The sequence below is a fragment of the Pseudomonas sp. B13(2017) genome, assembly GCF_002113245.1.
Taxonomy (GTDB): domain Bacteria; phylum Pseudomonadota; class Gammaproteobacteria; order Pseudomonadales; family Pseudomonadaceae; genus Aquipseudomonas; species Aquipseudomonas putida_Z.
Window position 1 is genome coordinate 1 of sequence record NZ_NEJX01000006.1, and the last position, 22,881, is coordinate 22,881.

20 protein-coding genes are annotated in these 22,881 nt (G+C 65.1%); 8 read left to right on the forward strand and 12 right to left on the reverse strand.

Annotated elements, in window-relative coordinates; genetic code table 11:
* The first annotated feature begins 277 nt into the window (after positions 1 to 277).
* Together CAG44_RS09985 and CAG44_RS09990 are read left to right on the forward strand one after the other, a co-directional pair.
* Positions 278 to 1,141 carry a sensor domain-containing diguanylate cyclase gene (locus tag CAG44_RS09985; protein WP_085592715.1) on the forward strand — a complete coding sequence of 288 codons (864 nt, stop codon included), beginning with the start codon at positions 278 to 280 and terminating at the stop codon, positions 1,139 to 1,141.
* A 46-nt stretch (positions 1,142 to 1,187) separates the two neighbouring features.
* Positions 1,188 to 1,856: a bifunctional 2-polyprenyl-6-hydroxyphenol methylase/3-demethylubiquinol 3-O-methyltransferase UbiG gene (locus CAG44_RS09990; RefSeq protein WP_085692038.1), complete on the forward strand. Its 669-nt coding sequence runs from the start codon at positions 1,188 to 1,190 to the stop codon at positions 1,854 to 1,856.
* Between the two features lie 125 nt (positions 1,857 to 1,981).
* Here the strand turns inward: CAG44_RS09990 and quiC are convergent, their stop codons facing one another.
* A complete protein-coding gene (gene quiC, locus CAG44_RS09995; RefSeq protein ID WP_085692039.1) occupies positions 1,982 to 3,889 on the reverse strand; it encodes a 3-dehydroshikimate dehydratase QuiC in 1,908 nt (635 codons plus the stop codon).
* Positions 3,890 to 4,264: 375 nt separating this feature from the next.
* On the opposite strand from quiC, the gene CAG44_RS10005 reads away from it, so the two are divergent.
* A complete protein-coding gene (locus CAG44_RS10005) occupies positions 4,265 to 5,638 on the forward strand; it encodes an MFS transporter (protein WP_085592721.1) in 1,374 nt (457 codons plus the stop codon).
* Between the two features lie 35 nt (positions 5,639 to 5,673).
* Here the strand turns inward: CAG44_RS10005 and CAG44_RS10010 are convergent, their stop codons facing one another.
* From CAG44_RS10010 to CAG44_RS10030, 5 genes are all read right to left on the reverse strand, one after another.
* A complete protein-coding gene (locus tag CAG44_RS10010; RefSeq protein WP_085692041.1) occupies positions 5,674 to 7,086 on the reverse strand; it encodes a DOPA decarboxylase in 1,413 nt (470 codons plus the stop codon).
* Between the two features lie 200 nt (positions 7,087 to 7,286).
* Positions 7,287 to 8,231, reverse strand: a complete 945-nt coding sequence (locus CAG44_RS10015) for a LysR family transcriptional regulator (RefSeq protein WP_025338607.1) — start codon at positions 8,229 to 8,231, stop codon at positions 7,287 to 7,289.
* Between the two features lie 144 nt (positions 8,232 to 8,375).
* Positions 8,376 to 9,086: a YebC/PmpR family DNA-binding transcriptional regulator gene (locus CAG44_RS10020; RefSeq protein ID WP_085592727.1), complete on the reverse strand. Its 711-nt coding sequence runs from the start codon at positions 9,084 to 9,086 to the stop codon at positions 8,376 to 8,378.
* 97 nt (positions 9,087 to 9,183) lie between these two features.
* Positions 9,184 to 10,575 (reverse strand): FAD-dependent oxidoreductase, encoded by a 1,392-nt coding sequence (locus CAG44_RS10025; RefSeq protein WP_085592729.1) that lies wholly within the window; start codon positions 10,573 to 10,575, stop codon positions 9,184 to 9,186.
* 15 nt (positions 10,576 to 10,590) lie between these two features.
* Positions 10,591 to 11,907: an MFS transporter gene (locus tag CAG44_RS10030; protein ID WP_085592731.1), complete on the reverse strand. Its 1,317-nt coding sequence runs from the start codon at positions 11,905 to 11,907 to the stop codon at positions 10,591 to 10,593.
* A 243-nt stretch (positions 11,908 to 12,150) separates the two neighbouring features.
* Here CAG44_RS10030 and CAG44_RS10035 point away from each other — a divergent pair, with 243 nt between their 5' ends.
* Both CAG44_RS10035 and CAG44_RS10040 read left to right on the forward strand, forming a co-directional pair.
* The gene (locus CAG44_RS10035; RefSeq protein ID WP_013972053.1) at positions 12,151 to 13,020 is read left to right on the forward strand and encodes a LysR substrate-binding domain-containing protein; all 870 of its coding nucleotides are present in this window, start codon (positions 12,151 to 12,153) and stop codon (positions 13,018 to 13,020) included.
* Positions 13,021 to 13,176: 156 nt separating this feature from the next.
* A complete protein-coding gene (locus tag CAG44_RS10040) occupies positions 13,177 to 13,548 on the forward strand; it encodes a DUF2784 domain-containing protein (RefSeq protein WP_085692042.1) in 372 nt (123 codons plus the stop codon).
* Here the strand turns inward: CAG44_RS10040 and tam are convergent.
* Positions 13,538 to 14,314: a trans-aconitate 2-methyltransferase gene (gene tam / locus CAG44_RS10045; RefSeq protein WP_085692043.1), complete on the reverse strand. Its 777-nt coding sequence runs from the start codon at positions 14,312 to 14,314 to the stop codon at positions 13,538 to 13,540. The two genes, CAG44_RS10040 and tam, sit on opposite strands and share 11 nt — an antisense overlap.
* Positions 14,315 to 14,510: 196 nt before the next feature.
* Between tam and CAG44_RS10050 the strand changes: the two genes are divergently transcribed.
* Positions 14,511 to 14,678 carry a hypothetical protein gene (locus CAG44_RS10050; RefSeq protein ID WP_371858551.1) on the forward strand — a complete coding sequence of 56 codons (168 nt, stop codon included), beginning with the start codon at positions 14,511 to 14,513 and terminating at the stop codon, positions 14,676 to 14,678.
* 3 nt (positions 14,679 to 14,681) lie between these two features.
* Here the strand turns inward: CAG44_RS10050 and CAG44_RS10055 are convergent, their stop codons facing one another.
* Positions 14,682 to 16,091 (reverse strand): amino acid permease, encoded by a 1,410-nt coding sequence (locus CAG44_RS10055; protein ID WP_025338600.1) that lies wholly within the window; start codon positions 16,089 to 16,091, stop codon positions 14,682 to 14,684.
* Entirely contained in the window at positions 16,091 to 16,366 is a 276-nt protein-coding gene (locus CAG44_RS27755) for a hypothetical protein (RefSeq protein ID WP_085619209.1), read from the reverse strand. The genes CAG44_RS10055 and CAG44_RS27755 overlap by 1 nt, the downstream gene beginning before the upstream one ends.
* Before the next feature lie 48 nt (positions 16,367 to 16,414).
* On the opposite strand from CAG44_RS27755, the gene CAG44_RS10060 reads away from it, so the two are divergent.
* Positions 16,415 to 17,839: a PLP-dependent aminotransferase family protein gene (locus tag CAG44_RS10060; RefSeq protein WP_015269943.1), complete on the forward strand. Its 1,425-nt coding sequence runs from the start codon at positions 16,415 to 16,417 to the stop codon at positions 17,837 to 17,839.
* 227 nt (positions 17,840 to 18,066) lie between these two features.
* On the opposite strand, the gene CAG44_RS10065 is transcribed toward CAG44_RS10060, so the two are convergent.
* From CAG44_RS10065 to CAG44_RS10075, 3 genes are read right to left on the reverse strand one after another with little or no spacing between them, the layout of a single operon-like run.
* Positions 18,067 to 19,089 carry a histone deacetylase family protein gene (locus CAG44_RS10065; RefSeq protein WP_085692045.1) on the reverse strand — a complete coding sequence of 341 codons (1,023 nt, stop codon included), beginning with the start codon at positions 19,087 to 19,089 and terminating at the stop codon, positions 18,067 to 18,069.
* Positions 19,089 to 20,330 carry a Zn-dependent hydrolase gene (locus CAG44_RS10070; protein WP_085692046.1) on the reverse strand — a complete coding sequence of 414 codons (1,242 nt, stop codon included), beginning with the start codon at positions 20,328 to 20,330 and terminating at the stop codon, positions 19,089 to 19,091. The genes CAG44_RS10065 and CAG44_RS10070 overlap by 1 nt, the downstream gene beginning before the upstream one ends.
* A 30-nt stretch (positions 20,331 to 20,360) precedes the next feature.
* Positions 20,361 to 21,665, reverse strand: a complete 1,305-nt coding sequence (locus CAG44_RS10075; protein WP_025338598.1) for an MFS transporter — start codon at positions 21,663 to 21,665, stop codon at positions 20,361 to 20,363.
* Positions 21,666 to 21,956: 291 nt separating this feature from the next.
* Here CAG44_RS10075 and CAG44_RS10085 point away from each other — a divergent pair, with 291 nt between their 5' ends.
* Positions 21,957 to 22,865 carry a LysR family transcriptional regulator gene (locus CAG44_RS10085; protein ID WP_063913754.1) on the forward strand — a complete coding sequence of 303 codons (909 nt, stop codon included), beginning with the start codon at positions 21,957 to 21,959 and terminating at the stop codon, positions 22,863 to 22,865.
* Positions 22,866 to 22,881: the final 16 nt, after the last annotated feature.

Genomic DNA, 22,881 nt, shown 5'->3' on the forward strand with positions numbered 1-22,881 from the left:
AAGGGGTGGGGCGAGTTCTCCCACGGTCTGTACTGCTGTGAACAGTCAGATTCGGCTTTTTCGTCCCACCACCCCTTCGAGTATCACCATACAAGCGGCCTTGTGTCGCGAAAGGGCCGCAAAGCGGCCCCGGCAATTTCTGCATTGGTGCTGAAACCCTGGGGCTGCTGCGCAGCCCATCGCGACGCAAGGCCGCTCCCACAGGGTATGCGGCGCCTACCGCATTTTGCTCCATTTCAGGCTATGATCGGTCACCCCGCCGCGGACACCCTGCCCCATGCCCGTAGACCTGCAAGCGTTATACCCCAGGCTGATCCACCTGATGCTGGACACGGTGTTCGTGGTCGACCGGGACAACCAGATCGTTTTCGTCAGCGATGCCTGCGAGGCGCTGCTGGGCTACCGGGCCTGCGAACTGATCGGCACCCCGATCACCGACTACATGCACCCTGACGACCTGGCGATCACCCGCGCATCGATCGTCCGGGTGATGAACGGCCAATCCCACTACGACTTCCGCAACCGCTACATCCGCAAGGATGGCGGTATCGTGCATATCCTGTGGGCCGCCTGCTGGTCCGATGAGGCCGATGCCCGCATCGGTGTGGCGCGGGATGTCACCGCCCAACGCCAGGCCGAGGAGGAACTGCGCTTCCTGGCCCACCACGACCCACTCACCCGCCTGGCCAACCGGGCCATGTTCAATGAGCGGCTGGACACCGCCCTTGCCGCGGCCCGGCAACACAACCACCCGCTGGCGTTGCTGTTCATCGATATCAATGACTTCAAGGACATCAACGACAACCATGGCCACAGCGTGGGTGACCGGGTGCTGTGCACCCTGGCGCGGCGCCTGGAAGGCTGCGTAGGTGCGACCGATACAGTGGCGCGGATGGGTGGTGACGAGTTCACCGTGCTGCTGACCGACTACGTGTCGCCAGAGGCCATCGCCGAGCAGGTGGCACGCATCCTGGCCACCATGGCCGAGCCACTCGGCGCCGAGTTTGCGGGCATCGATGCGCCATCCTGCAGCATTGGCGTGGCCCGTTTCCCCGAGGACGGCAACGATGCCGACATGCTGCTGCGCCATGCTGATGGCGATATGTACCGGATCAAGCGACAGCGCGCTGCGGCCGGCTGAGCGCTCTGGCGGCCGCAGCGCGAAAACGAGTACAAAGGAAATGACCATGCGCAACCCTGAAGACGCCTTGCTCGACAGCTGGCAGCACAACGCCCAGGCCTGGATCGATGCGGTGCGCAGCGGCAGTATCGAGAGCCGCCGACAGGTTACCGACCAGGCCATCCTGCTGGCGATCCTGGGCCGCCAGCCCGAACGGGTGCTCGACCTGGGCTGTGGTGAAGGCTGGCTCCTGCGCGCGCTGGGCGACCGGGGTATCGAGGCGGTAGGTGTGGATGGAGACCGGACGCTGGTGGATGCCGCGCGTGCTGCAGGTTCCACCGAGGTGCACCTGGCCAGCTATGCACAGCTGGCCGCCGGGCAGGCCTATGTTGGCAAGGACTATGACCTGATCTGTGCCAACTTCGCCCTGTTGCAGCAGGACATTATCCCGTTGCTGGCGGCGATGAATGCGTTGCTGGCGCCCGGCGGTGCGCTGGTGATCCAGACCCTGCACCCGTGGAGCGTGGCGGATGGGGATTACCAGGATGGCTGGCGGGAGGAGGCGTTTGCCGGGTTCGCCGGGGATTGGCAGGTGATGCCGTGGTACTTCCGTACCCTGGCCAGCTGGTTGAACGCGCTGGACATGGCGGGGTTGCGGCTGGTCAGCCTGCAGGAGCCACAGCACCCGCAGAGTGCGCTGCCGCAGTCGCTGCTGTTGGTGGCCGAGGGGCGCTGAACCGCAGTGGCTTTACCGGCCTCATCGCCGGCAAGCCAGCTCCCACAGGTACTGCACTGGCCTATCGGGCCGTGGTGATCCTGTGGGAGCTGGCTTGCCGGCGATGAGGCCGGTACAGGCAGCAACTACAGGACTGGCTTGCGCGCCGCCCCGCTGCGGGCCTTGGCCATGGCTGCCAGGCGCACCGCAACGTTGGCCGCCCCGTAACCGGCATACCCTCCCTTGCGCTGGATGATCTCGAAGAAGAAACGCTCTTCGAACGGCTCGGTGTACACGTGGAACAGCTCGCCGCCCTGGGCATCGCGGTCGTACAGCACGTTGTAGTAGGCCAGTTCGCTGAGGAACTCGTCGTCGAAATCGAAACGCGCCGCCAGGTCGTCGTAGTAGTTCAGCGGGATCTCCAGCAACGGTACCCCAGCCAGTTTGGCCCGCGCCACTTCGCGGAAGATGTCGTCGCAATCGAAGGCGATGTGGTGCACGCCCGAACCGCGGTAGCTGGACAGCGCATGGGCGATGGCGGTGTTGCGGTTTTCCGAGATGTTCAGCGGCAGGCGCAGGGTGCCGCACTGGCTACGCAGGGCGCGGCTCTTGACCAGGCCATAAGGGTCCGGCAGCACCACTTCGTCGTCGGCAGCGAAATCGAACAGGCTCTTGTAGAACAGCACCCAGCTGTCCAGCGACTCGGCCGGCAGGGCCAGGGCCATGTGGTCGATACGGCGCAGGCCGCCGGTGGCCGTGGCGTTCTTGTCCAGGCTGAAGTCGGTGTCGTACAGGGTCTGGCCGGCAGTGCCCTGCTCCACCAGGTACAGCAGGCTGCCATCTGGCGCACGTACCGCCGGCACTTCGCACTCGTTGGGCCCGACCAGGCCACGGAACGGCTGGCCACGGAAGGCGGTGGCGCGCTTCAGGGCGGCTTGCTGGTCCTTGACCCGCAGCGCGGTGGCGCACAGCGACGGCCCGTGGGCCTCGAAGAAGTTGTGGCCGAAGGAATAGGGTTCGGCGTTCAGCACAATGTTGATATCGCCCTGGCGCAGCAGCTGCACCTCTTTGCTGCGGTGCTTGCCTGCATCGGCAAAGCCCAGGCGCTTCAGCCAGCTGCCCAGGCGCGCGCCAACGGCTTCGTCGACTGCGAATTCGAGGAACTCCACGCCGTCATAGGCACTGGCCGCCGGCGGGGTGAACAGCACACCGGGCTCGATCGGGGTACCTTCCTGCTCCAGGCGCAGGCGGGTGTGCTCTTCGAGGTACAGCAGCGAACGCAGGCCGTCGGCGGCGTTCTGCCGGGGCGGTGCGGCGCGGAACCCATCGTTGAAGATTTCCAGCGACAGCGGCCCGCGGTAGCCGGTGGCAAGGATTGGCGCCAGGAAACCGGCCATGTCCATCTCGCCCTGCCCCGGGAAGCAGCGGAAGTGGCGGCTCCACTCCAGCACATCCATGGCCAGGATCGGCGCGTCGGCCATTTGCACGAAGAAGATCTTGTCGCCGGGGATGTCGCGGATCGCGCTCGGGTCGCCCTTGAGCGACAAGGTGTGGAAGCTGTCGAGAATCACCCCGAGGGCCGGGTGGTCGGCCTGGCGCACCAGGTTCCAGACTTGCTGGTAGGTGTTGACGTGGCGGCCCCAGGCCAGGGCTTCGTATCCAATGCGCAGGCCGCGTTTGCCAGCGTGCTCGGCCAGCAGGCGCAGGTCGTCGACCAGCAATTGCTCTTCGCCCAGGGCATCGGCCTGGACGTTGCTGCACACCAGCACCAGGTCGGTACCCAGTTCCTGCATCAGGTCGAACTTGCGCTCGGCGCGGTCGAGGTTTTTCTGCAGGCGGTCGCGGCGGCAGCCCTCGAAGTCGCGGAACGGCTGGAACAGGGTGATGGCAATACCCAGGTCGGCGCACATCTGCCGTACCTGGCGCGGGCTGCCGGCGTAATAGAGCAGGTCGTTTTCGAAGATCTCGACGCCGTCAAAACCGGCGGCGGCGATGGCTTCGAGCTTTTCCGGCAGGGTGCCGCTCAAGGACACGGTAGCGATCGAACGCTGCATGGCGGGAGTTCCTTGTTGTTAGAGGGTTGAGGCCAGGGCTGCCTGTACCGGCCCTATCGCCGGCAAGCCAGCTCCCACAGGATTGGCGCATGCCTTGTGGGAGCTGGCTTGCCGGCGATTGGGCCAGACCTGGAAAATCAGGACCACAGTTCCTGGCACGATCGATTATTCGCAGGTAAAGTCGTCGCTTCAATCTCTTTGTACGGAATGGTTAGTTTTGCGTTCGATTATCGCACAAAACCGGTTTTAGCGAATTGCCAGCCCACTGGCCCGTGGTCAACATGAACCACAGACGCAGGCACACCGACCCTCGCCTCCTGCCTTGGCGAATCTCCGGCGGAACCTGTGCAAACAACAATAACAACGGAGACAACGATGGCTCACTCCAGCTCTCAAGCCAAGAAAGCGACCGCCAGTGGATGGATAGGCTCGGCACTCGAGTACTACGACTTCTTCATCTACGCCCAGGCCGCTGCGCTGATTTTCCCGCAGATCTTCTTCCCCAACACCGACCCGAAAATGGCCATCATTGCCTCGCTGGCCACCTACGGCGTGGGTTACCTGGCGCGCCCGGTCGGCGCCTTCGTGCTGGGCCACTGGGGTGACACCCGCGGCCGCAAGAACGTACTGCTGCTGTGCATGTTCCTGATGGGCCTGTCGACCATGGCCGTGGGCCTGCTGCCCACCTACCACGACATCGGCCTGCTCGCCCCGGCCTTGCTGGTGGTGCTGCGCCTGATCCAGGGCTTTGCCGTGGCCGGGGAAATCTCCGGGGCCAGTTCCATGATCATGGAGCACGCACCGTTCGGTCGACGGGGCTACTACGCCAGCTTCACCCTGCAAGGCGTGCAGGCTGGCCAGGTGTTGGCGGCGGCAGTGTTCCTGCCACTGGCCTACTTCATGCCCAGCGAAGCCTTCAACGACTGGGGCTGGCGCATTCCATTCCTGATGAGCGCCATCGTGCTGATCGCCGGCTTCATCATTCGCAAGGAAGTGCACGAAACCCCGGCGTTCGTGAAGGAAGAGAAGCAGGACAAAGTCGCCAAGTCGCCGATCAGCGAAGCCTTCCGCCACAGCTGGAAGCACATGGTGCTGGTGATGTTCATGGCCCTGATGAACGTGATCCCGGTAGTCGCCACCATCTTCGGTGCGGCCTACGCGGTGCAGCCGGCCTATGGCATCGGCTTCGACAAGAGCGTGTACCTGTGGATTCCGGTAGTCGGCAACATCGTCGCGGTGCTGGTGATTCCGTTTGTCGGCAACCTGTCCGACAAGATCGGCCGTCGCCCGACCATGATCGCCGGTTGCCTGGGCTCGGGCCTGCTGGCCTTCGTCTACCTGTATGCGATCAGCATCCAGAACGTACCGCTGGCGTTCGCCTCGTCGATCGTGATGTGGGGCATGGTGTACCAGGGTTACAACGCGGTGTTCCCAAGCTTCTACCCAGAGCTGTTCCACACCCGCTACCGCGTTTCGGCCATGGCCATCGCGCAGAACATCGGCACCATGCTGACCGCCATGCTGCCGGCACTGTTCGCCCTGGTTGCCCCGCCTGGTTCGGACAACATCCCGCTGGTGGTCGGTGGCCTGGCGTTCTTCATCACCTGCGTGTGTGCCCTGGCAGCGTACATCGCCCCGGAAACCCATCGCCTGGCAATGGAAGACCTTGGCAACCCCGATGCCAAACCGATGGACAAGACCACCTATGAAGCTAGCCGTAAAGGTAGCTTTCAGGCAGTGAGCCACTGATCGATTGCCGGGGCCGCAACGCGGCCCCGGCAGTTTCAGCCCTTGACCACTTCCTGCAAGCGCGCCCAGAGCTGTTCGACATGCTCCCGCTCGGTCGGCAATGCGCCAATCGACACCCGCACCATCCACCGCCCATCCAGCGTCGCCGGCGTCACATAGGCATCCCCGGACGCGTTCAGCCGTTCGGCCCAGCCCTTGGTATGCGCATCCAGCGCCTCCCCTTCCAGCCCCGCCGGCCGATGGCGAATGCACAACGTCTGCAACTGCACCGGCGCCAGCACCTCCCACTCCGCCGCCGCGCCGATTTGCCCGGCCAGCCACTGGGCATTGTCCAGGTCACGCCGCAGCCGTGCCTGCAACGCCTCGACCCCCTCGCTGCGCAGCATGAACCACAGCTTCAACGCACGGAACCGGCGGCCCAGCGGGATACCCCAGTCACGCAGGTTCTTCACCTCGCCATCCACCGCCGACTGCAAGTAGCTGGGGTTGGTGCTCATGACCCGGATCAGGTGCTGCGGGTCGCGCACGTAGTAGATCGAGCAATCGAAGGCCACGCCCAGCCACTTGTGCGCGTTGACCACCAGCGAATCGGCCAGCTCGATGCCGTCCCACATCCAGCGGCATTCCGGCAGGATCATCGCCGAGCCGGCCATGGCCGAGTCCACGTGCAGCCACAGGCCATGGGCCTGGGCGATCTCGCCGATCGGCCGCAGCGGGTCGAGGGCCGTGGTGGCGGTGGTGCCGGTGGTCGCGACTACGGCGCAGGGCTGGTTGCCGGCGGCCAGGTCCTGCTCGATCGCCGCCTGCAGTGCTTCCGGGCGCAGGGCATGGCGTTCGTCGGTCGGGATCAGGCGGATGTTGTCGCGACCGAAACCGGCCAACAATGCGGCCTTGTCCACCGAGCTGTGGGCATGGGCGCTGACATAGACGATCAGCGGCCTGGCCTGGGCTTGCAGGCCGCCGCGTACCAGTGCGTAGTCGCTGGCGCGTTCCCGCGCGCAGATCAGCGCCACCAGGGTGCTGGTGGATGCGGTGTCCTGGATCACCCCGCTCCATTGGTCAGACAGGCCGAGCAGCTGACGCAGCCAGTCGAGGGTGGCTTCCTCCAACTCGCTCAGGGCCGGGCTGGACTGCCACGACAGGCCCAGCACGCCCAGGCCAGTGCTGAGGAAGTCACCGAGGACCGACGACAGGGTGCCGTTGGAAGGGAAGTAACCGTAGAAGTCCGGGTGCTGCCAATGGGACAGGCCGGGCATGACCAACTGGTTGACGTCGTCGAGGATCGCTGCGAAAGGTTCGCCTTGCCTGGGGGCCTGAGCAGGCAAGGCGGCCTTGAGATAGCCAGGCTCGACCTGGGCCATGACCGGGCGCTCGCCGACGGTCTGGCGGTAGTCGGCGATCAGGTCGATCAGTTGGTGGCCGTACTGGCGGAATTGTTCGGGGGTCACCTGGGGTCTCCTGTGGGTGGTTCGCTGCCTGTGCTGGCCTCTTCGCGGGCACGCCCGCTCCCACAGGTATTGCACCAGGCTTGAGAGCGATGCAGTACCTGTGGGAGCGGGCGTGCCCGCGAAGAGGCCGGTACAGGCAACACAATGCCCCAGTCTAGGCACCTATCCCGAAGTGAATAACCCCGCCTCACGCATACCTGCTATGGCAAACCCGCATGCCCGCCCTGCACGCCAAACTGCGACTGGCGCCACAACTCGAACACCCTGTTGCGCAACCAGCGGTGTTCGGCCGAGGCCTGCAGGCGCTGGTGCCACACCACCCAGTAGCGCTGGCTGTGGTCGATGAAGCCCAACGGCCGCCAGGCCAGATCATGCAGGCGGCACAGCTGCCGGGCGATGTGCTCGGGCACGGTGGCCAGCGCCTGGCTGTTGGCGATCACCTGCACGGTGGCAGAGAAGAACGGCACTTCCAGGCTGACCCGCCGTTGCAGGCCCTGGGCGCGCAAGTGGCGGTCGATGAAGCTGTCCTTGTCGCCTCCACCGGAAATACGCACATGCTTGTGCGCCAGGTAGTCGGCCTGGCTGAGCGCGCCGCGGGCGGCCAGCGGGTGGTCGTGGCGCATCAGGCACACCGCGCGGTCCTCGCCCAACAGCCGCCCGTGCAGGTTGGGTGGCGACTCGTCGAACAAGGTGGTGGCCAGGTCGATCTCGCCACTGGCCAGCAAGGCGTACTGGCCGGCCTGCCAGGTGCGGTACTCCAGCGATACACCCGGCGCTTCGCGCTCCAGCGCCGCCACCAGCAGCGGCAGCATGTGCTCGGCGACGTAGTCCGAAGCAGCCAGGCAGAAACGCCGCTCGCAGCGCGCCGGGTCGAACACCGCGGGCTGGCGCAGGGCGTGCAGCTCTTCGAGAACCTGGCGCAGGGGTTCGACCAGGGCTTCGGCGTGTTCGCTGAGCACGTAACCGCGGCCCTGGCGTACCAGCAAGGGGTCGTCGAAGGCTTCGCGCAGGTGGGCCAGCTGGCGGCTGAGAGCGGACTGGCTGACGCCCAGGCGCTCGGCGGCGTGGCTGAGGTTCTTCAGCTGCAGCAGGTGGTCGAGGGTGCGCAGGTGAGCGAGACTGAGGGAGGCGAAAGCGGGGTTCATACAGGCTCCCTTCCAGAGGATCGACCGGCCCAATCGCCGGCAAGCCAGCTCCCACAGGGTCACCACAACCATCGGGGCTTGTGCTGTACCTGTGGGAGCTGGCTTGCCGGCGATTGGGCCGCAAAGCGGCCCCAGAGAAGCAGATCAGTCAGTCAGACCAACATAAACGTTCTGCACGTCATCGTTCTCGTCGATGGCTTCGAGGAACGCTTCCACCTCGGCCAGCGCCTCGGCACTCAGGGTGGCCGCGCTCACCGGGTTCTTCGGGGTGTAGCCGATCTTCGCCGAGGTCACGGTGAAGCCATGCTCCGGCAGGGCCTTCTGCACCGCGTCCAGGTCGGTGGTGTCGGTGATGAACAGGGTCGAACCCTCTTCGTCGCCGTCTTCAAAGTCCTGGGCACCGGCTTCGATGGCCGCCATTTCCGGGTCGGCGTCGCCGCTCGGGGTGGCTTCGATCAGGCCGACGTGGTTGAAATCCCAGGCCACCGAACCGCTGGCACCCAGCTGGCCCTTGCGGAACAGCACGCGGATCTGCGCGACGGTGCGGTTGACGTTGTCGGTAAGGCACTCGACGATCAGCGGTACCTGGTGCGGGGCGAAACCTTCGTAGCTTACCGCCGAGTACTGCACGGCATCGCCGTCCAGGCCCGCGCCCTTGCGGATTGCGCGCTCCAAGGTCTCGCGGGTCATCGAGGCCTTCTTGGCCTGCTCGATGGCCAGGCGCAGGCGTGGGTTCATGTCCGGGTCGGCGCCGGACTTGGCGGCGATCTGGATCTCTTTGGACAGCTTGCCCATGATCTTGCCTTTGGCGTTGGCCGCGGCTTCTTTATGTTTGGCTTTCCACTGTGCGCCCATGTCGACTCTCTTGTTTCAGCGGCCGGTTCAGGAAACGACCGGCCAAAAGTGGGTGCAGTTTATACGCCCTCTGGCCTGTGTTCGACAAGAAATCTCATCAGCCTTTATCGGCCTTGCCCGCCGCCGCGGCAAACCGCGCCAGGCGCACATCCAGCCTGCGCGGCCGCAGCCCACGGTCCTCGGCCCGCTCCTTGCGGCGGATGGCATTGCGCACCATCAGCGAGCCCAGGTAGCGGATCGGCTCGGGCGGGAACAGCCCCAGCGGCCCCTTGACCAGCGGCGAACGGGTCCATGGGTTGTCCAGCCCCAGTGCCAGCGACGACAGAATCTGCCCGCCCATGTGGCAAGGCCCGACGCCGCTGCCGGAGTAACCAAAGCCGTAGAACACGTTGCCCTGCCCGTCCAGCCGGCCAAAGAACGGCAAACCGGTCACCGAGCGGTCGGACGGCCCGTTCCAGCTGGCCGCCAGCGGCACCTCGGCCAGCGCCGGGAAAAACCCGCCCAGGCTTTCACGCAGCAGCGGCCGGTACGGCGACGGCTGGTCGAACACCGGCAGCATGCGCCCGCCATAGGCGAAGGTATTGCCGCCCTTGCCGAGCATCAGCCGACCATCGGAGGTGTTGTGGTAGTAATGCACGAATATCCGCGAATCGAGCACGCTGATGCCGCTGTCCAGGCCGACCTGGTGCAACAGCTCGGGGCAAGGTTCGGTGATCACCATGTCGCTGGACACAATCGCCACGCTGCGCTCGAACTGCGGGAAAGCCCGCGCCATCCAGGCATTCAGGCCCAATACCACGCGGTCGGCGCGCACCGTGCCATGGGCCGTGCGCACCTGCACCGGGGCGCCGTGCTCCAGGCCGGTCATGGCGGTGCCCTCATGGATGCGCACGCCGCGCTGCAAGGCCACCCGGCGCAGGCCGCGCACCAGCTTGCCCGGCTGCACCGTGGCCGCGGCCGGCGAGAACCAGCCTTCCAGGTGCCGCGCCGAACCCGCCAGGCGCTGCACCTGCTGCAGCGGCAGGCGGCGAAACGAATTGATCCCCTTTTGCTCCAGCGCGGCGATCACCGCATCGGTGGCGCCGACCTGCGCGGCGTTGGTGGCGGTGTACAGCGTGCCGTCCAGGCGGTAGTCGCAATCGATGCCATTGGCCGCGCAGAACGCGCCGATCTCACCGATGCTGCGCTCCGACTCACGCACCAGGCGCACCGCCTCGGCCACCCCGAACAACCGCTCGAGGGTGAAGTACTTGGCCGACCAGGACAACGCACAGCCACCATTGCGGCCACTGGCACCGGCACCGCAGATATCGGCCTCGATCAGCACGATATCCAGGGCCGGCACCGCTTCCTTGAGCATCAGCGCGGTCCACAGGCCGGTATAGCCGCCGCCGACGATGCACACATCGCAACGGGCATCGCCTTGCAGCGGCGGGCACACCGCCTCTTGCGCCGAATCCAGGGCCTGTTGCAGCCAGAAGGGTCTCATTCGCTCGCTTTCCTTTCAGGTACGCAGTGGCTTGATTGCCATGCTGGTATTCGGTGCCACATCAGTGCTTTGCGCAGCGCTGGCCGGGCGGCTGTTCCAGTGCGGCAGCAGCACCAGCGCCGAGAACAGCGCGCAGCCGGCGAACACGATGAACACCGTGACACCATCGAAGTACCCCGGCAGCAGCCCGCCAAGCACCGCCCCCACCGAACCGCAGCCGTTGACGAAGCCAGCTGCGGTAGCGCCAGCCTTGGCGGTGCCGAAGTCGATGGCCGCAGCGCCGCTGATCATCGAGTCCGGCCCGTACAGGGTCAGGCCCATGACGAACAGCAGGGCCACCACCAGGATCACGCTGCCGGTGTGCATGGCCGCCATGAACGCCGCCAACGCCACGGTCAGCAACACCAGGCTGATGACACAGGCCGGCATGCGCCTGGCGCCGAACAGCTTGTCGGAGGCCAGGCCGATGATGATCGGGCCGAGCAGCCCGGCCAGTTCGAAGGCTGTCGGGATGATCGCTGCCCCCACCTTGCCCACCGAGGGCATCTGCTCGAAGACGATCACCGGCCCCCACAGCAGGATGGCGTAGCGCGCCGGTTTCAACAGGAAATACGCCAGCCCCAGGGTCAGCACCGTGCGGTTGCGCATGATCTCCTTCAGCGGCGCCCACACGCTGCACAGGTTGCCGGCCGGGGCCATGCTCTGCGGCTCGGGCTCCACCGCCGGCAGGCCGACGTCTTCAGGCTTGTTGCGCTGCAGGAAGAAGAACAGCACGGCCACCAGCGCCACCACGGCGGCACTGGAGAAGAACGCCGCGTGCCAGGTACCGACCAGGGTATAGGCCCACCAGCCGGCGAACGGCGAGGCCACCAGGCCGCCGAAGGCATAGCAGGAACTCCACAGGCCCAGCACCCGCCCACGCTGCGACGCCGGGAAGAAGCTGCCGATGTTCTTGCACAACCCGGCCCAGCCGGTGGATTGCGCCAGGCCCTGCACCAGCATGCAGGTGGCGAAGATCGGGAAGGTGGCGTAACTGCCCATCACCACCGCCGCAGCAGCAGAAATCAGCAGGCCGCCGAGCACCACCACGCGTGGGCCAAAGCGGTCGGCAAGCATGCCCCAGGTGAACTGGCCCACGGCGTAGGCGGCCAGGTAGATGGCGTCGAGGTTGGCCATGGCGGCCTTGTCGAGCATGAAGTTGGGGTCTTCACCGATGCCCAGCTTGGCCACCGAGAAGGCCTTGCGGGTGAAGTAGAAGGCGGCGTAGGCCAGCCAGGTAATGGCGAAAATCTGGATACGCCAGCGTTTGAACGCGGCTAGGGATTGATTCATGTAAGTCTGACCTCTTGCTTGAGTGTGCCGGCAGAATGTGAAGAAACGCCTGTCTTGTTCTTGTGTTACGCACAGCGATGACGAGGCTGTCATCGGGTCAGATGGCGCCGTGTGGGTGCCATGGCCCTGGCGGCACTTGTGGTACCAGCGTCGGGCTGACATGCATGGAAACAGTTGCGCTAAGATAAATAAAATCGATTTATCGTATTTCACACATAAGCCCAGCTTGTTACTGAGGTCGTCATGTCGGTTTCCCACGCACAACTCAAGGCCTTCCATGCCGTGGCCGTTCACGGCAGCTTTACCCGCGCCGCCGAAAAGCTGTTTCTTACCCAGCCGGCGGTGTCGGACCAGGTGCGCAAACTGGAGGAGCGCTTCGGCGTCTTGCTGTTCCACCGCAACAAGCGTTCGGTGCAGCTCACCGACCTCGGCGAGCGCCTGCTTGGCATCAGCCAGCGCCTGTTCGCCTGCGAGGCCGAGGCCCATGAACTGCTGCAGGATTCGCGTGCGCTGCACACCGGCAGCCTGGTGCTGGCGGTGGATGCGCCGGTGCACGTGCTGCCGCAGATCGCCCGCTTCTGCCAGCGCTACCCGGGCATCCAGGTGAAGATCGAGACCGGCAACACCGATGAGTCGCTGGCCCGGCTGTTCAGCTACCAGGCCGACCTGGCCCTACTGGGGCGGGACGTCGACGATGAGCGGCTGCACTGCCTGCCGCTGCGCCGCGACCCGATGGTGGCGTTCGTCTCCCACCAGCACCCATGGGCCAGCCGCGGCGCGATCAGCCTGGCGGATCTGGACGATACGCCGTTGGTGCTGCGCGAGCCCGGGTCGGTGACGCGGCAGACACTGGAAGAAGAAATGCAACGGGCCGGGCTGCGGATTCGCCCGGCGATCCAGGTGGAAGGCCGGGAAGCGGCGCGGGAAGCGGTGGTGGTGGGGATTGGTGTGGGGGTTGTGTCGGCGGCGGAGTTTGGTGCGGATGCGCGGGTGTGCGCCTTGCCGATCGTCGATTGCCAGCGGCACCTGACCGAGACACTGGTGTGCCTGAGCGAGCAGCGCACGCGGCGGGTGGTGGCGACCTTCCTGCAGATGGTGGAGGAAGGGTTGTAAGCCTGTGCCGGCCTCTTCGCGGGCTTGCCCGCTCCTACAGGCACAGCACAGCATTCAAAACCTGTGGTGATCCTGTGGGAGCGGGCAAGCCCGCGAAGAGGCCGGTACAGGCAACCCAACTATGCTGGGATAACCTCAACCCTCGGCACACACCCCATGCTCTACCGCCTTGCCGCCGACAGCCTGGTCCTGCTGCACCTGCTCTTCATCCTGCTGGTGCTGTTCGGCGGCCTGCTGGTACTGCGTTGGCGCCCTGCCCTGCTGCTGCACCTGCCGGCGCTGGCCTGGGGTCTGGCGGTGGAATGCCTGCACCTGGGCTGCCCGCTGACCGCCTGGGAAAACCGCATGCGCAGCGCGGCTGGTGACGCGGGCTACCAGGGCGGCTTCGTCGAGCACTACATCTGGCCGTTGATCTACCCCGCCGGGCTGACACCGCACATCCAGCTGCTGCTGGGCACTTTCGTGCTGCTGCTCAACCTCGGCATCTACAGCTACGTGGCCTGGCGCTGGCGCCGCCCTAGCGGGTAGCGATCACGAACAGCCGCGGGAACGGCAACAGCACCTTGCCATCGGTGGCGGGCGGGTAGTCGCGCTGCATCGCCTGCAGATACATCTGCAGGAAATCCGCCTGCTCCTGCTCCTCCAACCGCCCCAGGTACGGACGCAAGGCCGAACCCTTGAACCATTCCACCACGGCTTCCGCGCCACCGGCCAACGGGTGGTGGTAGGTGGTGCGCCACACATCCACCCGTGCACACAGCGGGCTGAGCAGGTCGTAGTAGAACGCCGCGCTGTGCCGTGGTGGCAGCTGGAAATCAGCGAATTTCGCCGCCCAGGGGCCCTGGCTGGCGATTTCGCGCAGCTGCCGGTGGGCCGGCTCGTCGAGGTTGTCCGGAGTCTGCACGGCCAGGCTGGCACCTTCGCTCAACTGGCGCACCAGGTTCGGGTACAGCGAGGCGTGGTCGGGTACCCATTGCAGCGAGGCATTGGCCAGGATCAGGTCCTGCGGCTCGGGGGCGGACCAGCCGGCAATGTCAGCGACGACAGTGCGCACCCGGGGGATGCACAGCCGTTTGCGCTCGCGGGCCTTTTCGATCATGTCCGGGTCACTGTCCAGGGCCGTCACCTGGGCATCCGGGTAACGTTGCAGCAGCACCTCGGTGGAATTGCCAGGGCCACAGCCCAGGTCGGTGGCGTGGCGTACCGGGCGTGGTGGCACAGCGGCGAGCAGATCGCGCACGGCGCGGGTACGCTCGTCTTCGAACAGCGAATACTGGGTGGCGGACCAGGCCATGTGAAGCTCCTTTGGGCGGGCAATGTGTTCAGCATATGCCATCTGTCGGCTTTGAGGGCCCTATCGCCGGCAAGCCAGCTCCCACAGGGAACGCACCGATCTCAAGCCATGCGCAATACCTGTGGGAGCTGGCTTGCCGGCGATAGGGCCGGAACTGACCACCTATGCTTGGTGTCGTCCATGTATGCGCCCCTCCATGAAAGCTTTCATCGCCCTCGCCATCCTGGCCCTGATCGCCACCGCCGCCCTGCTCGGCTCGCCCTGGATGAACCAGCGCTTTCACATGCCAGCGGAAAAAAACCATGCCCAACAACGCGAAACGGCCGGGTCCCCGAGGGAGCCGGCCGTTTCGAGAAGCGAGTGACGCTTAGTGCTGCTTGCCAGTGCGGATCTGGTGCACCACACCCATCGCCACCACGATTGCCGCGGCGATACCGGTGGAGATCACCAGGATCTGGTAGTCAGGCATGAAGGCCATGGTTACCAGGGCGGCCACGATGAACGCGATCACCAGGTAGGTCAGCCATGGGAACAGCCACATCTTCAGGCGTACTTCCTTGCCTTCGGCAATCAGCTTGCGGCGCATGCGCAGCTGCGAGAAGGCAATCACCAGATACACCAGCAGGGCAATCATGCCGGTGGTGTTCATCAGGGTTTCCAGCACGTCTTTCGGGCGCAGGGTCTCGCTGAAGTTGATCAGCGCACACACCACGGCCACGGCGCACGAACCCATGATCGCGTACACCGGTACACCGGTGCCGGCGCGGGTGATCTTGAAGAACGACGGCGCGTCGCCACGCTGGGCCAGGGAGAACAGCATGCGCGAAGCGGTGTAGTGGCCCGAGATCAGGCAGCTGCTCACCGAGGTCAGCACCACGAAGTTCATCAGCAGCTCGGCATACGGCACGCCCAACAGCTCCAAGGTGCGGCGGTAGGCGCCGTAGCCGGAAACGCCCAGGTGGGGATCGTTCCACGGTACCAGGCAGACGATCAGGAAGATCGAACCCACGTAGAACAGGCACACACGCCAGACCACCGAGTTGGTCGCCTTGACGATCTGCGCGGCCGGGTCCTTGGCTTCGGAAGCGGCGATGGTGACGATTTCCGCGCCGAGGAAGGCGAACATCACCCCGAGCAAGGCACCGATCACGGTGGTGATGCCATTGGGCATGAAGCCTTCGGCGGTGAGGTGGCTGATGCCACGCACTTCACCGAACTGCCAGATGTTCAGCACGGCAGCGGTACACACGATCAGGAAGCAGACGATCGCGATCACCTTGATCAAGGCGAACCAGAACTCGAACTCACCGTAGTGCTTGACGTTGAAGAAGTTGACGGTGATCAGCAACAGGGTCGTGGCCAGCACGAACACGTTGACGCTGACGTCGGGGAAGAAACCATGCAGGATCTTGCCCGCCACATAAGCTTCCCAGGCCATGAGGATGACCCAATACCACCAGTACAGCCAGCCGATGGTGAAACCGGCCCAACGGCCGATGGCGCGATCGGCGTAGGTGGAGAACGAACCGGTGTCTGGCGAGGAAGTCGCCATTTCACCCAGCATGCGCATGATCAGTACCACCAGGATGCCGCCTGCCAGGTAGGCCAGCACAGCGGCTGGGCCGGCGCTGTGAATCACGCTGCCGGAACCGACGAACAAGGCGCCGCCGATAACCCCGGCGATCGACATCATCGTCAGGTGGCGCGACTTGAGCGAGGCACTGAGCTTGCTCTCGTGCCCGCTTTTCGCGGTGGTGGTTGTGGATGTTGCGTCCATCAGTTGTGTACCCCGTGCTTCTTTTTATCCAAGGAAAACTGTGAAACCCCGATGGCTGGCGGTTTCACGTACATCAGTGCTAATGCGCGCAGGATGGTGTGAGCGAACACACGCAGGCCTTCCATGGCGGCCTGCTGACGCGCCCCAGGGCAGGCGCCTGGGGCGAACTGAACATGCTTTAGGTGGCGATATCTGACACCTAATGTAAAAATGTCCGACGCAGAGAGCCATGCACAGTGGCATGAAACTCGCACTGCACTGTACAGGTCGCCCATGCAATACACCTTGCAAACGCCGGGCGATACGCACCCTGAAGGCCCCGAATGTTCGAATTACATCCAGACTCCTCGACCCCGCTGGTGAACCAGATCATCGACGGGCTGCGCGAGTTGATCGACAACCAGACCCTCAAGCCAGGCGCCAAGGTCCCCTCGATCCGCGCCTTTGCCGCGAGCTATTCGGTGAGCACCTTCACCGTGGTCGAGGCCTACGACCGTCTGGTCGCCCAGGGCCTGCTGGTGAGCCGGGGTAATGCGGGGTTCTTCGTCAACCGCGCGGCGGGCGAATTGCTCGACCCGCACAACGCCGAGGCCGACACCAGTCGACCAACGTTCAACTCCGAGTGGTACCTGCAGCAGATCTTCGAAATCCGCCAGCTGCCGTTCAAGCCAGGGTGCGGCTGGCTGCCCAACGACTGGATGTACGAAGACGGCCTTCGCCGTGGCCTGCGCCAGGTGGCCGGCAGCCCGCTGGAACTGTCGGGCTACGGCGACCCCATGGGCCTGATGGAGCTGCGTGCCCTGACCGCACAGAACCTGCAGCAGGAACTGTCGATCGTCGCCAACCCGGCGCAGCTGATGCTTACCCACGGCGCCAGCCAGGCCCTGGACCTGGCCGCGCGCACCCTGGTGCGCCCGGGCGACGTGGTGCTGGTGGACGACCCGGGCTACCCCAACCTGATGAGCATCCTGCGCACCCAGGGCGCGACCCTGGTCGGCGTGCCGCGCACACCGGCCGGCTACGACCTGAACCAGCTGGAGCAGTTGCTTACCCATCACCGCCCCACTGCGTTCTTCACCCAGCCACACCTGCACAGCCCGACCTGCTCGCGCACGCCGTTACCGCAGCTGCACCGCCTGCTGCAATTGGCCAGCCAGCATGGCTTCCGCCTGGTGGAAAACAACCTGTATGCCGACATGGTCGCCGAACCGCAGCCGTGCCTGGCCAGCCTCGACCACCTGCAGCAGGTGGTGTACGTGGGCAGCTACTCCAAGAGCATTTCGCCCAATGTGCGGGTCGGCTACATGCTGGCCAACCCCGAGCTGATGCAGAAGCTGCTGCACCTGAAGATGCGCTCGGGCCTGACCACTTCGCAGGTGATGGAGCGCGTGGTGTATGCCGCGATCATCGACGGGCGCTGGCGCAAGCACCTCAAGCGCCTGCGCCAGCGTTTGGCCGAGGCGCACCAGGAAGTTGGCCGGCATCTGCATCGGTTGGGCTTCGAGCTGTTCATCGAGTCGGATGAAGGGATGTATATCTGGACCCGCCACCCGGCGATTCCGGACAGCGCGGCGCTGCTGGATGATGCGCTGGAGAAAGGCATCATGTTGGGGCCCGGGCAGTTGTTCATGGTCGATGCCAAGGCGACCGGGTGGATGCGGTTCAACGTGGCGTTCAGTACCGAGCCGGCGATGTGGGAGTTGCTGGAGAAGGTGTTGGTGAAGCATGTGCGCCGGGGTGGGGTGTAACGGGCTGCTTCGGCTATCCGTGCGTCCACCTGGCGCTGATGGGCTGCCTGCCCCGGCCTCTTCGCGGGTAAACCCGCTCCCACATGGCTCCCACCAGCCTTGAGGTTAGTGATATCCCTTTGGGAGCAACGGCCCTGCTGAAAGCCCTAGGGCGTCGCGATCCCTGTGGGAGCGGGTTCACCCGCGAAGAGGCCGGCAGCCATTCCTCGGCTGCCGCCCCCTGGCACTTATCGCCAGTCCGCCTTGTCGGCAAAAAACGCCTGCGCATTCGCCTCCAGGCTCTCCAGGTGATACCCCCCTTCCTGCACGATCAGGCACGGCATGCGCATCGCCCGAATCCGCTCGCCCAATACCGCAAACCCTTCAGTCGTCACCGCCACCTTGCTCTGCGGGTCGAGTTCGTAGATATCGAACCCCAGCGACAACACCAGCACCTCGGCGCCAAAGTCCTTCACCGCTGCCAGCGCGATCTCCAGCTGGCCCATGAAGTCCGCTTCGCTAGCCCCGTGCGCCATCGGCAAGTTCAGGTTGTACCCCTCCCCCGCACCGCTGCCACGCTCGTCCGCGAACCCGGCCACACCCGGGTAGAAGTTGGTGGGGTCGCCATGCACCGACACATACAGCACATCCCGGCGGTCGTAGAAGATTTCCTGAATCCCCTGCCCGTGGTGCATGTCGGTATCGAGGATGGCCACGCGGCTGTAGCGGCTGCGCAAGGCCTGGGCAGCGACAGCGGCGTTGTTGATGTAGCAGAAACCACCGGCTGCATCGAAGCGCGCATGGTGGCCTGGCGGCCGGCACAGGGCATAGGCCGCCGGCTCGCCGTCGAGAATGGCCTTGGCACCGGCCACTGCGCTTTGCGCAGACCAATAGGCCGAGCGCCAGGTGTGTTCGCCTACCGGGCAGCTGCCGTCAGCCAGGTAGCGCCCGGCCCGGGCGAGGATGCCGCGCAGGGCGTTGGGTTCACGCACGAAGATGTTGGACATGACCTCGTCGCCCCAGTCCTCGGGTACTTCCTTCCAGCGCGCATGGGCCTCTTCGAGGAAGGCCAGGTAGGCCTCGCCATGCACTGCCTTGAGCGGTTCGAGGCCGGCGTCCTCGGGCTGATGGATGTCGAAGCCCAGATCCTTCGCCGCCTGCAGCAGGCGCTGGGCGCGTTCGGGGACTTCCTGCGGGGTGCGCATGGCGCCGCGCGAGTAGTAGCTGCGTGGGTGGTGCAGCAGTTGTTCGGGGTGGAAGTAGCAACGCATCAGGCGTCTCCTTGTTCGATAAGGCCCGCGCGGGCCAGCACGGCATTGAGCAGTACATCGGCGCCCTGGCGGGCGTCGTCGGGCAACACGTCTTCGGCTTCGTTGTGGCTCAGGCCGCCGACACAAGGGATGAACACCATGGCGGTCGGGCAGTAGCGGGCCAGCAGGATGGCGTCGTGGCCGGCACCGCTGACGATCGACTGCTGGGCATAACCCAGGCCATCCACCGCCTGCTGCACGGCGGCTACGCAATCGGCATCGAATGGTGTGGCCGGGCTTACCCAATGGCGCTCGATACGCACCTGCAACCCGCGCTGATTGGCGATGGCTTGCAGCTTCAACGTCAGGTCGCGCTCCATCGCCTCGATGGCTTCATCCCGGTGATGACGCAAGTCGACGGTGAACTTCAGCAGCCCCGGAATGGTGTTGCGCGAGGACTTGGCGATGGACAGTTCACCCACCGTGGTCAGGCCTTCGGGGGCAAAATCGGCAGCCAGTTGCTCGACCGCCTGGATCATCCGTGCGGTGCCGTACAGGGCATCCTTGCGCAGCGGCATCGGCGTGGTGCCGGCGTGTGCGGCCATGCCTTCGACCGTGACGTCGAGCCATCGGATGGCCTGCCCGCCGCTGACCACGCCAATGGCCTTGGCGTTGTCTTCAAGGATCGGACCTTGCTCGATATGCGCCTCGAAATAGGCATCGACCTGGCCGCCCAGCGGGCGCCGGCCGGCGTAACCGGTGCGTTGCAGTTCGTCGGCGACGCTGATGCCATCGGCGTCGCGAATGGCCAGCGCTTCGTCCAATGCCAGGGTGCCGGTGAACACCGCCGAACCGAACATGGCCGGGGTGAAGCGGGCGCCCTCCTCGTTGGTCCATACGGCGATTTCCAGCGGTTTGCGCGTCTGGATGTTCAGGTCATTGAGCCGGCGCACCACTTCAAGGCCTGCCAGCACACCGTAGACACCATCGAAACGGCCGCCCTCAGGTTGGGTGTCGAGGTGGCTGCCCATCATCACCGGCGCTGCATCGGGGTCGCTGCCAGCACGGCGAGCGAACAGGTTGCCGATGGCATCCACAGTCAGCGTCAGGCCGGCTTCGCGACACCAGTGGCTGAACAGTTCACGGCCAGCCTTGTCCTCGTCGCTCAGGGCCAGGCGGCAGCTGCCGCCACGGGCGGTAGCGCCAATTTCGGCCATGGCCATCAGGCTCGCCCACAGGCGTTCGCCATTGCATTTCAACATGTGCGGGTACTCCAGAAAAAAGCGGTTCGATCAGGCCAGTTCCAGGCGCTGGCTGCGGGCGTACTGGCGCGCCAGGGCGAGCACGCAGACCAGCGAGATGGTGGCGATCAGGGTGTAGAACACCGCCATCGGCCACCATTGGCCGGTGAAGGTGTGGGCCAGCCAGGTACCGATCAGCGGGGTCAGGCCGCCCGCGATGGCGCCGCAGATCTGGTAGGCCAGGGAAATGGCGGTGTAGCGCACGCGGGTGTCGAACATGCCGCTGACGTAGCCGGCGATCACCGCGTAGAACGACGCCATGCACGCGGCGGCCAGGGCAATGCCGAGTACGATCAACGGGCCCTGGCCCGAGCTGACCAGCACGAACATCGGGTAAGGCGAGGCCATCGCCAGCAGCGCGACCAGGGCCAGGAAGCGGGTGGCACCGATCTTTTCCGATAGCCACGCGGCCAACGGCTGCACGCAGAACTGGATGATCGCCACGAAGAACAGGCACTCCAGGATCAACGAACGCTCCAGGTGCAACTGCTGGGTGGTGTAGCTGATCATGAAGGTGTTGGTGAAGTAGACACCGGCAATACCCAGGGTATTGGCACCGATGCACAGCAACAGCGGGCGCCAGGCCGTGCGCAGCACTTCGAATACCGGAGCCTGCTCCTTGCGCCGGGCCTTTTCCGCCTGCTCGCGGCTGGCGATGAACTCGGGCGACTCATTCACCCCCAGGCGAATCGCCAGGCCCACCAGCAGCAACAGCGCGCTGGCCAGGAACGGCACGCGCCAGCCCCAGTTCATCAGGTCTTCTTCCGGCAGGCGGGTGACCGCGCCGAAGGCCAGCAGCGACAGGATCAGGCCCGCCGGGCTGCCCAGCTGGGCGAACGAAGCGAAGAAGTTGCGCCGGCCCTTGGGGGCATGCTCACCGGCCATCAGCACCGCCCCGCCCCACTCGCCGCCCACGGCAATGCCCTGGACGATGCGCAGCAGGATCAGCAGTACCGGCGCGCTGGCGCCGATTTGTGCGTAGGTCGGCAGCAGGCCGATGCCCACGGTGACGATGCCCATCATCAGCAAGGTGATGACCAGCGACTTCTTGCGGCCGATACGGTCGCCCACGTGGCCGAAGACGATGCCACCCAGCGGCCGGGCGAAGAAGCCGACGGCGAAGGTACCGAACGCGGCCATGGTGCTGAACAGGCTGTTGTCGGAGGGGAAGAACAGCGCGCCGAACACCAGGGCGGCGGCGGTGGCGTAGATGTAGAAGTCGTACCACTCGATCATGGTACCGATGAACGCGGCGGCGGCGGCACGGCGTGGCTGGGGGGAAGCGGTGGGCTTCATGGGGGCTCCTTTGCTTGTTGTTCTGGCAGGAGTTGTCAGGGGCACGGGGGCGCTCTTGTGGCGCTTGGCTTGTTGAATCGGTGTTGGCTTCTTCGCGGGCTCGCCCGCTCCCACAGGTACTGCGCAGCATTCGAAACTTGTGGTGACCCTGTGGGAGCGGGCAAGCCCGCGAAGAGGCCAGCACCGACTCGGCAGGCCTCGATACCTGCGATTTATCGGCCCGGGGCTATGATTAGTCAATTTTCTATTTATTATTCGAAATATTAGCCCTGCTTATTATCGAGCCCTGCCATGCCCGACCGTCTGCTCAACGACCGCCTCGACTGGAACCTGCTGCGCACCTTCCGGGTCATCGGCCAGGAGCTGTCCATCAGCCGCGCGGCCGCCCGCCTGCACCTCACCCAGCCGGCAGTGAGCCAGGCGCTCAAGCGCCTTGAAGAACAGCTTGGCCGCCAGCTCATCGCCCGCCGCGGGCCGCGTTTCGTGCTGACGGAAATGGGCGAGCAGCTGTTCCAGCTGGCCGGCGAGGTCTATGGGCAGATGTCGCAGATTGGCGGCTTGCTGGAGCAGCCGGCGGACGAACTGGTGGGCAAGGTACGCCTGCTGATGATCAGCCGTATCGTCAACGAACGCTTCGACGACTTCCTCGCCGACTTCCACCGCCAGCACCCGCGGGTGGAGCTGGAGATCGACGTGATGCGCAGCTCCGACATCGTCGCCGCCCTGCAGGAAAAAACCGCCACGGCGGGCCTCAGCCTGAACCGGCGGGCGCAGCCACGGCTGGAGCAACGGTTGTTCCTGCGCCAGCGCTATGCGTTCTTCTGTGGCAAGCACCATGCCCTGTTCGGCCAGGACGAAGGCGACCTGCAGCGGGAGAACTTCGTCAGTTTCACCAGTGACCAGATTGGCGGCATGCTGTCGCCACTGACCATTTTCCGCGACCAGCAAGGGTTTGCCGGGCGGATCGTGGCATCGTCACCAAGCCTTGAAGAAGTGCGCCGGCTGGTGATTGCCGGGTTTGGCATAGGTTGCCTGCCCGAGCATGTGGTGGCGCCGGATGTAGACGCCGGGTTGCTGTGGAAGCTGCCGCCGCAGGAAGGGATTGCCGATGTGGATATCCACCTGCTGTGGAACAGGGAGCAACGCTTCAGCCGCGCGGAAGAGGTGTTTATCGAGGCGTTGCAGCAGAGCCTTGACTGAACGCAGAGCTGGGGTC

Coding starts and splice junctions, on each gene's coding strand:
- CAG44_RS09985 (WP_085592715.1), top strand. CDS start 278: ATGCCCGTAGACCTGCAAGCGTTATACCCCAGGCTGATCCACCTGATG.
- CAG44_RS09990 (WP_085692038.1), top strand. CDS start 1,188: ATGCGCAACCCTGAAGACGCCTTGCTCGACAGCTGGCAGCACAACGCC.
- quiC (WP_085692039.1), bottom strand. CDS start 3,889: ATGCAGCGTTCGATCGCTACCGTGTCCTTGAGCGGCACCCTGCCGGAA.
- CAG44_RS10005 (WP_085592721.1), top strand. CDS start 4,265: ATGGCTCACTCCAGCTCTCAAGCCAAGAAAGCGACCGCCAGTGGATGG.
- CAG44_RS10015 (WP_025338607.1), bottom strand. CDS start 8,231: ATGAACCCCGCTTTCGCCTCCCTCAGTCTCGCTCACCTGCGCACCCTC.
- CAG44_RS10020 (WP_085592727.1), bottom strand. CDS start 9,086: ATGGGCGCACAGTGGAAAGCCAAACATAAAGAAGCCGCGGCCAACGCC.
- CAG44_RS10025 (WP_085592729.1), bottom strand. CDS start 10,575: ATGAGACCCTTCTGGCTGCAACAGGCCCTGGATTCGGCGCAAGAGGCG.
- CAG44_RS10030 (WP_085592731.1), bottom strand. CDS start 11,907: ATGAATCAATCCCTAGCCGCGTTCAAACGCTGGCGTATCCAGATTTTC.
- CAG44_RS10035 (WP_013972053.1), top strand. CDS start 12,151: ATGTCGGTTTCCCACGCACAACTCAAGGCCTTCCATGCCGTGGCCGTT.
- CAG44_RS10040 (WP_085692042.1), top strand. CDS start 13,177: ATGCTCTACCGCCTTGCCGCCGACAGCCTGGTCCTGCTGCACCTGCTC.
- tam (WP_085692043.1), bottom strand. CDS start 14,314: ATGGCCTGGTCCGCCACCCAGTATTCGCTGTTCGAAGACGAGCGTACC.
- CAG44_RS10050 (WP_371858551.1), top strand. CDS start 14,511: ATGAAAGCTTTCATCGCCCTCGCCATCCTGGCCCTGATCGCCACCGCC.
- CAG44_RS10055 (WP_025338600.1), bottom strand. CDS start 16,091: ATGGACGCAACATCCACAACCACCACCGCGAAAAGCGGGCACGAGAGC.
- CAG44_RS27755 (WP_085619209.1), bottom strand. CDS start 16,366: ATGGGCGACCTGTACAGTGCAGTGCGAGTTTCATGCCACTGTGCATGG.
- CAG44_RS10060 (WP_015269943.1), top strand. CDS start 16,415: ATGTTCGAATTACATCCAGACTCCTCGACCCCGCTGGTGAACCAGATC.
- CAG44_RS10065 (WP_085692045.1), bottom strand. CDS start 19,089: ATGCGTTGCTACTTCCACCCCGAACAACTGCTGCACCACCCACGCAGC.
- CAG44_RS10070 (WP_085692046.1), bottom strand. CDS start 20,330: ATGTTGAAATGCAATGGCGAACGCCTGTGGGCGAGCCTGATGGCCATG.
- CAG44_RS10075 (WP_025338598.1), bottom strand. CDS start 21,665: ATGAAGCCCACCGCTTCCCCCCAGCCACGCCGTGCCGCCGCCGCCGCG.
- CAG44_RS10085 (WP_063913754.1), top strand. CDS start 21,957: ATGCCCGACCGTCTGCTCAACGACCGCCTCGACTGGAACCTGCTGCGC.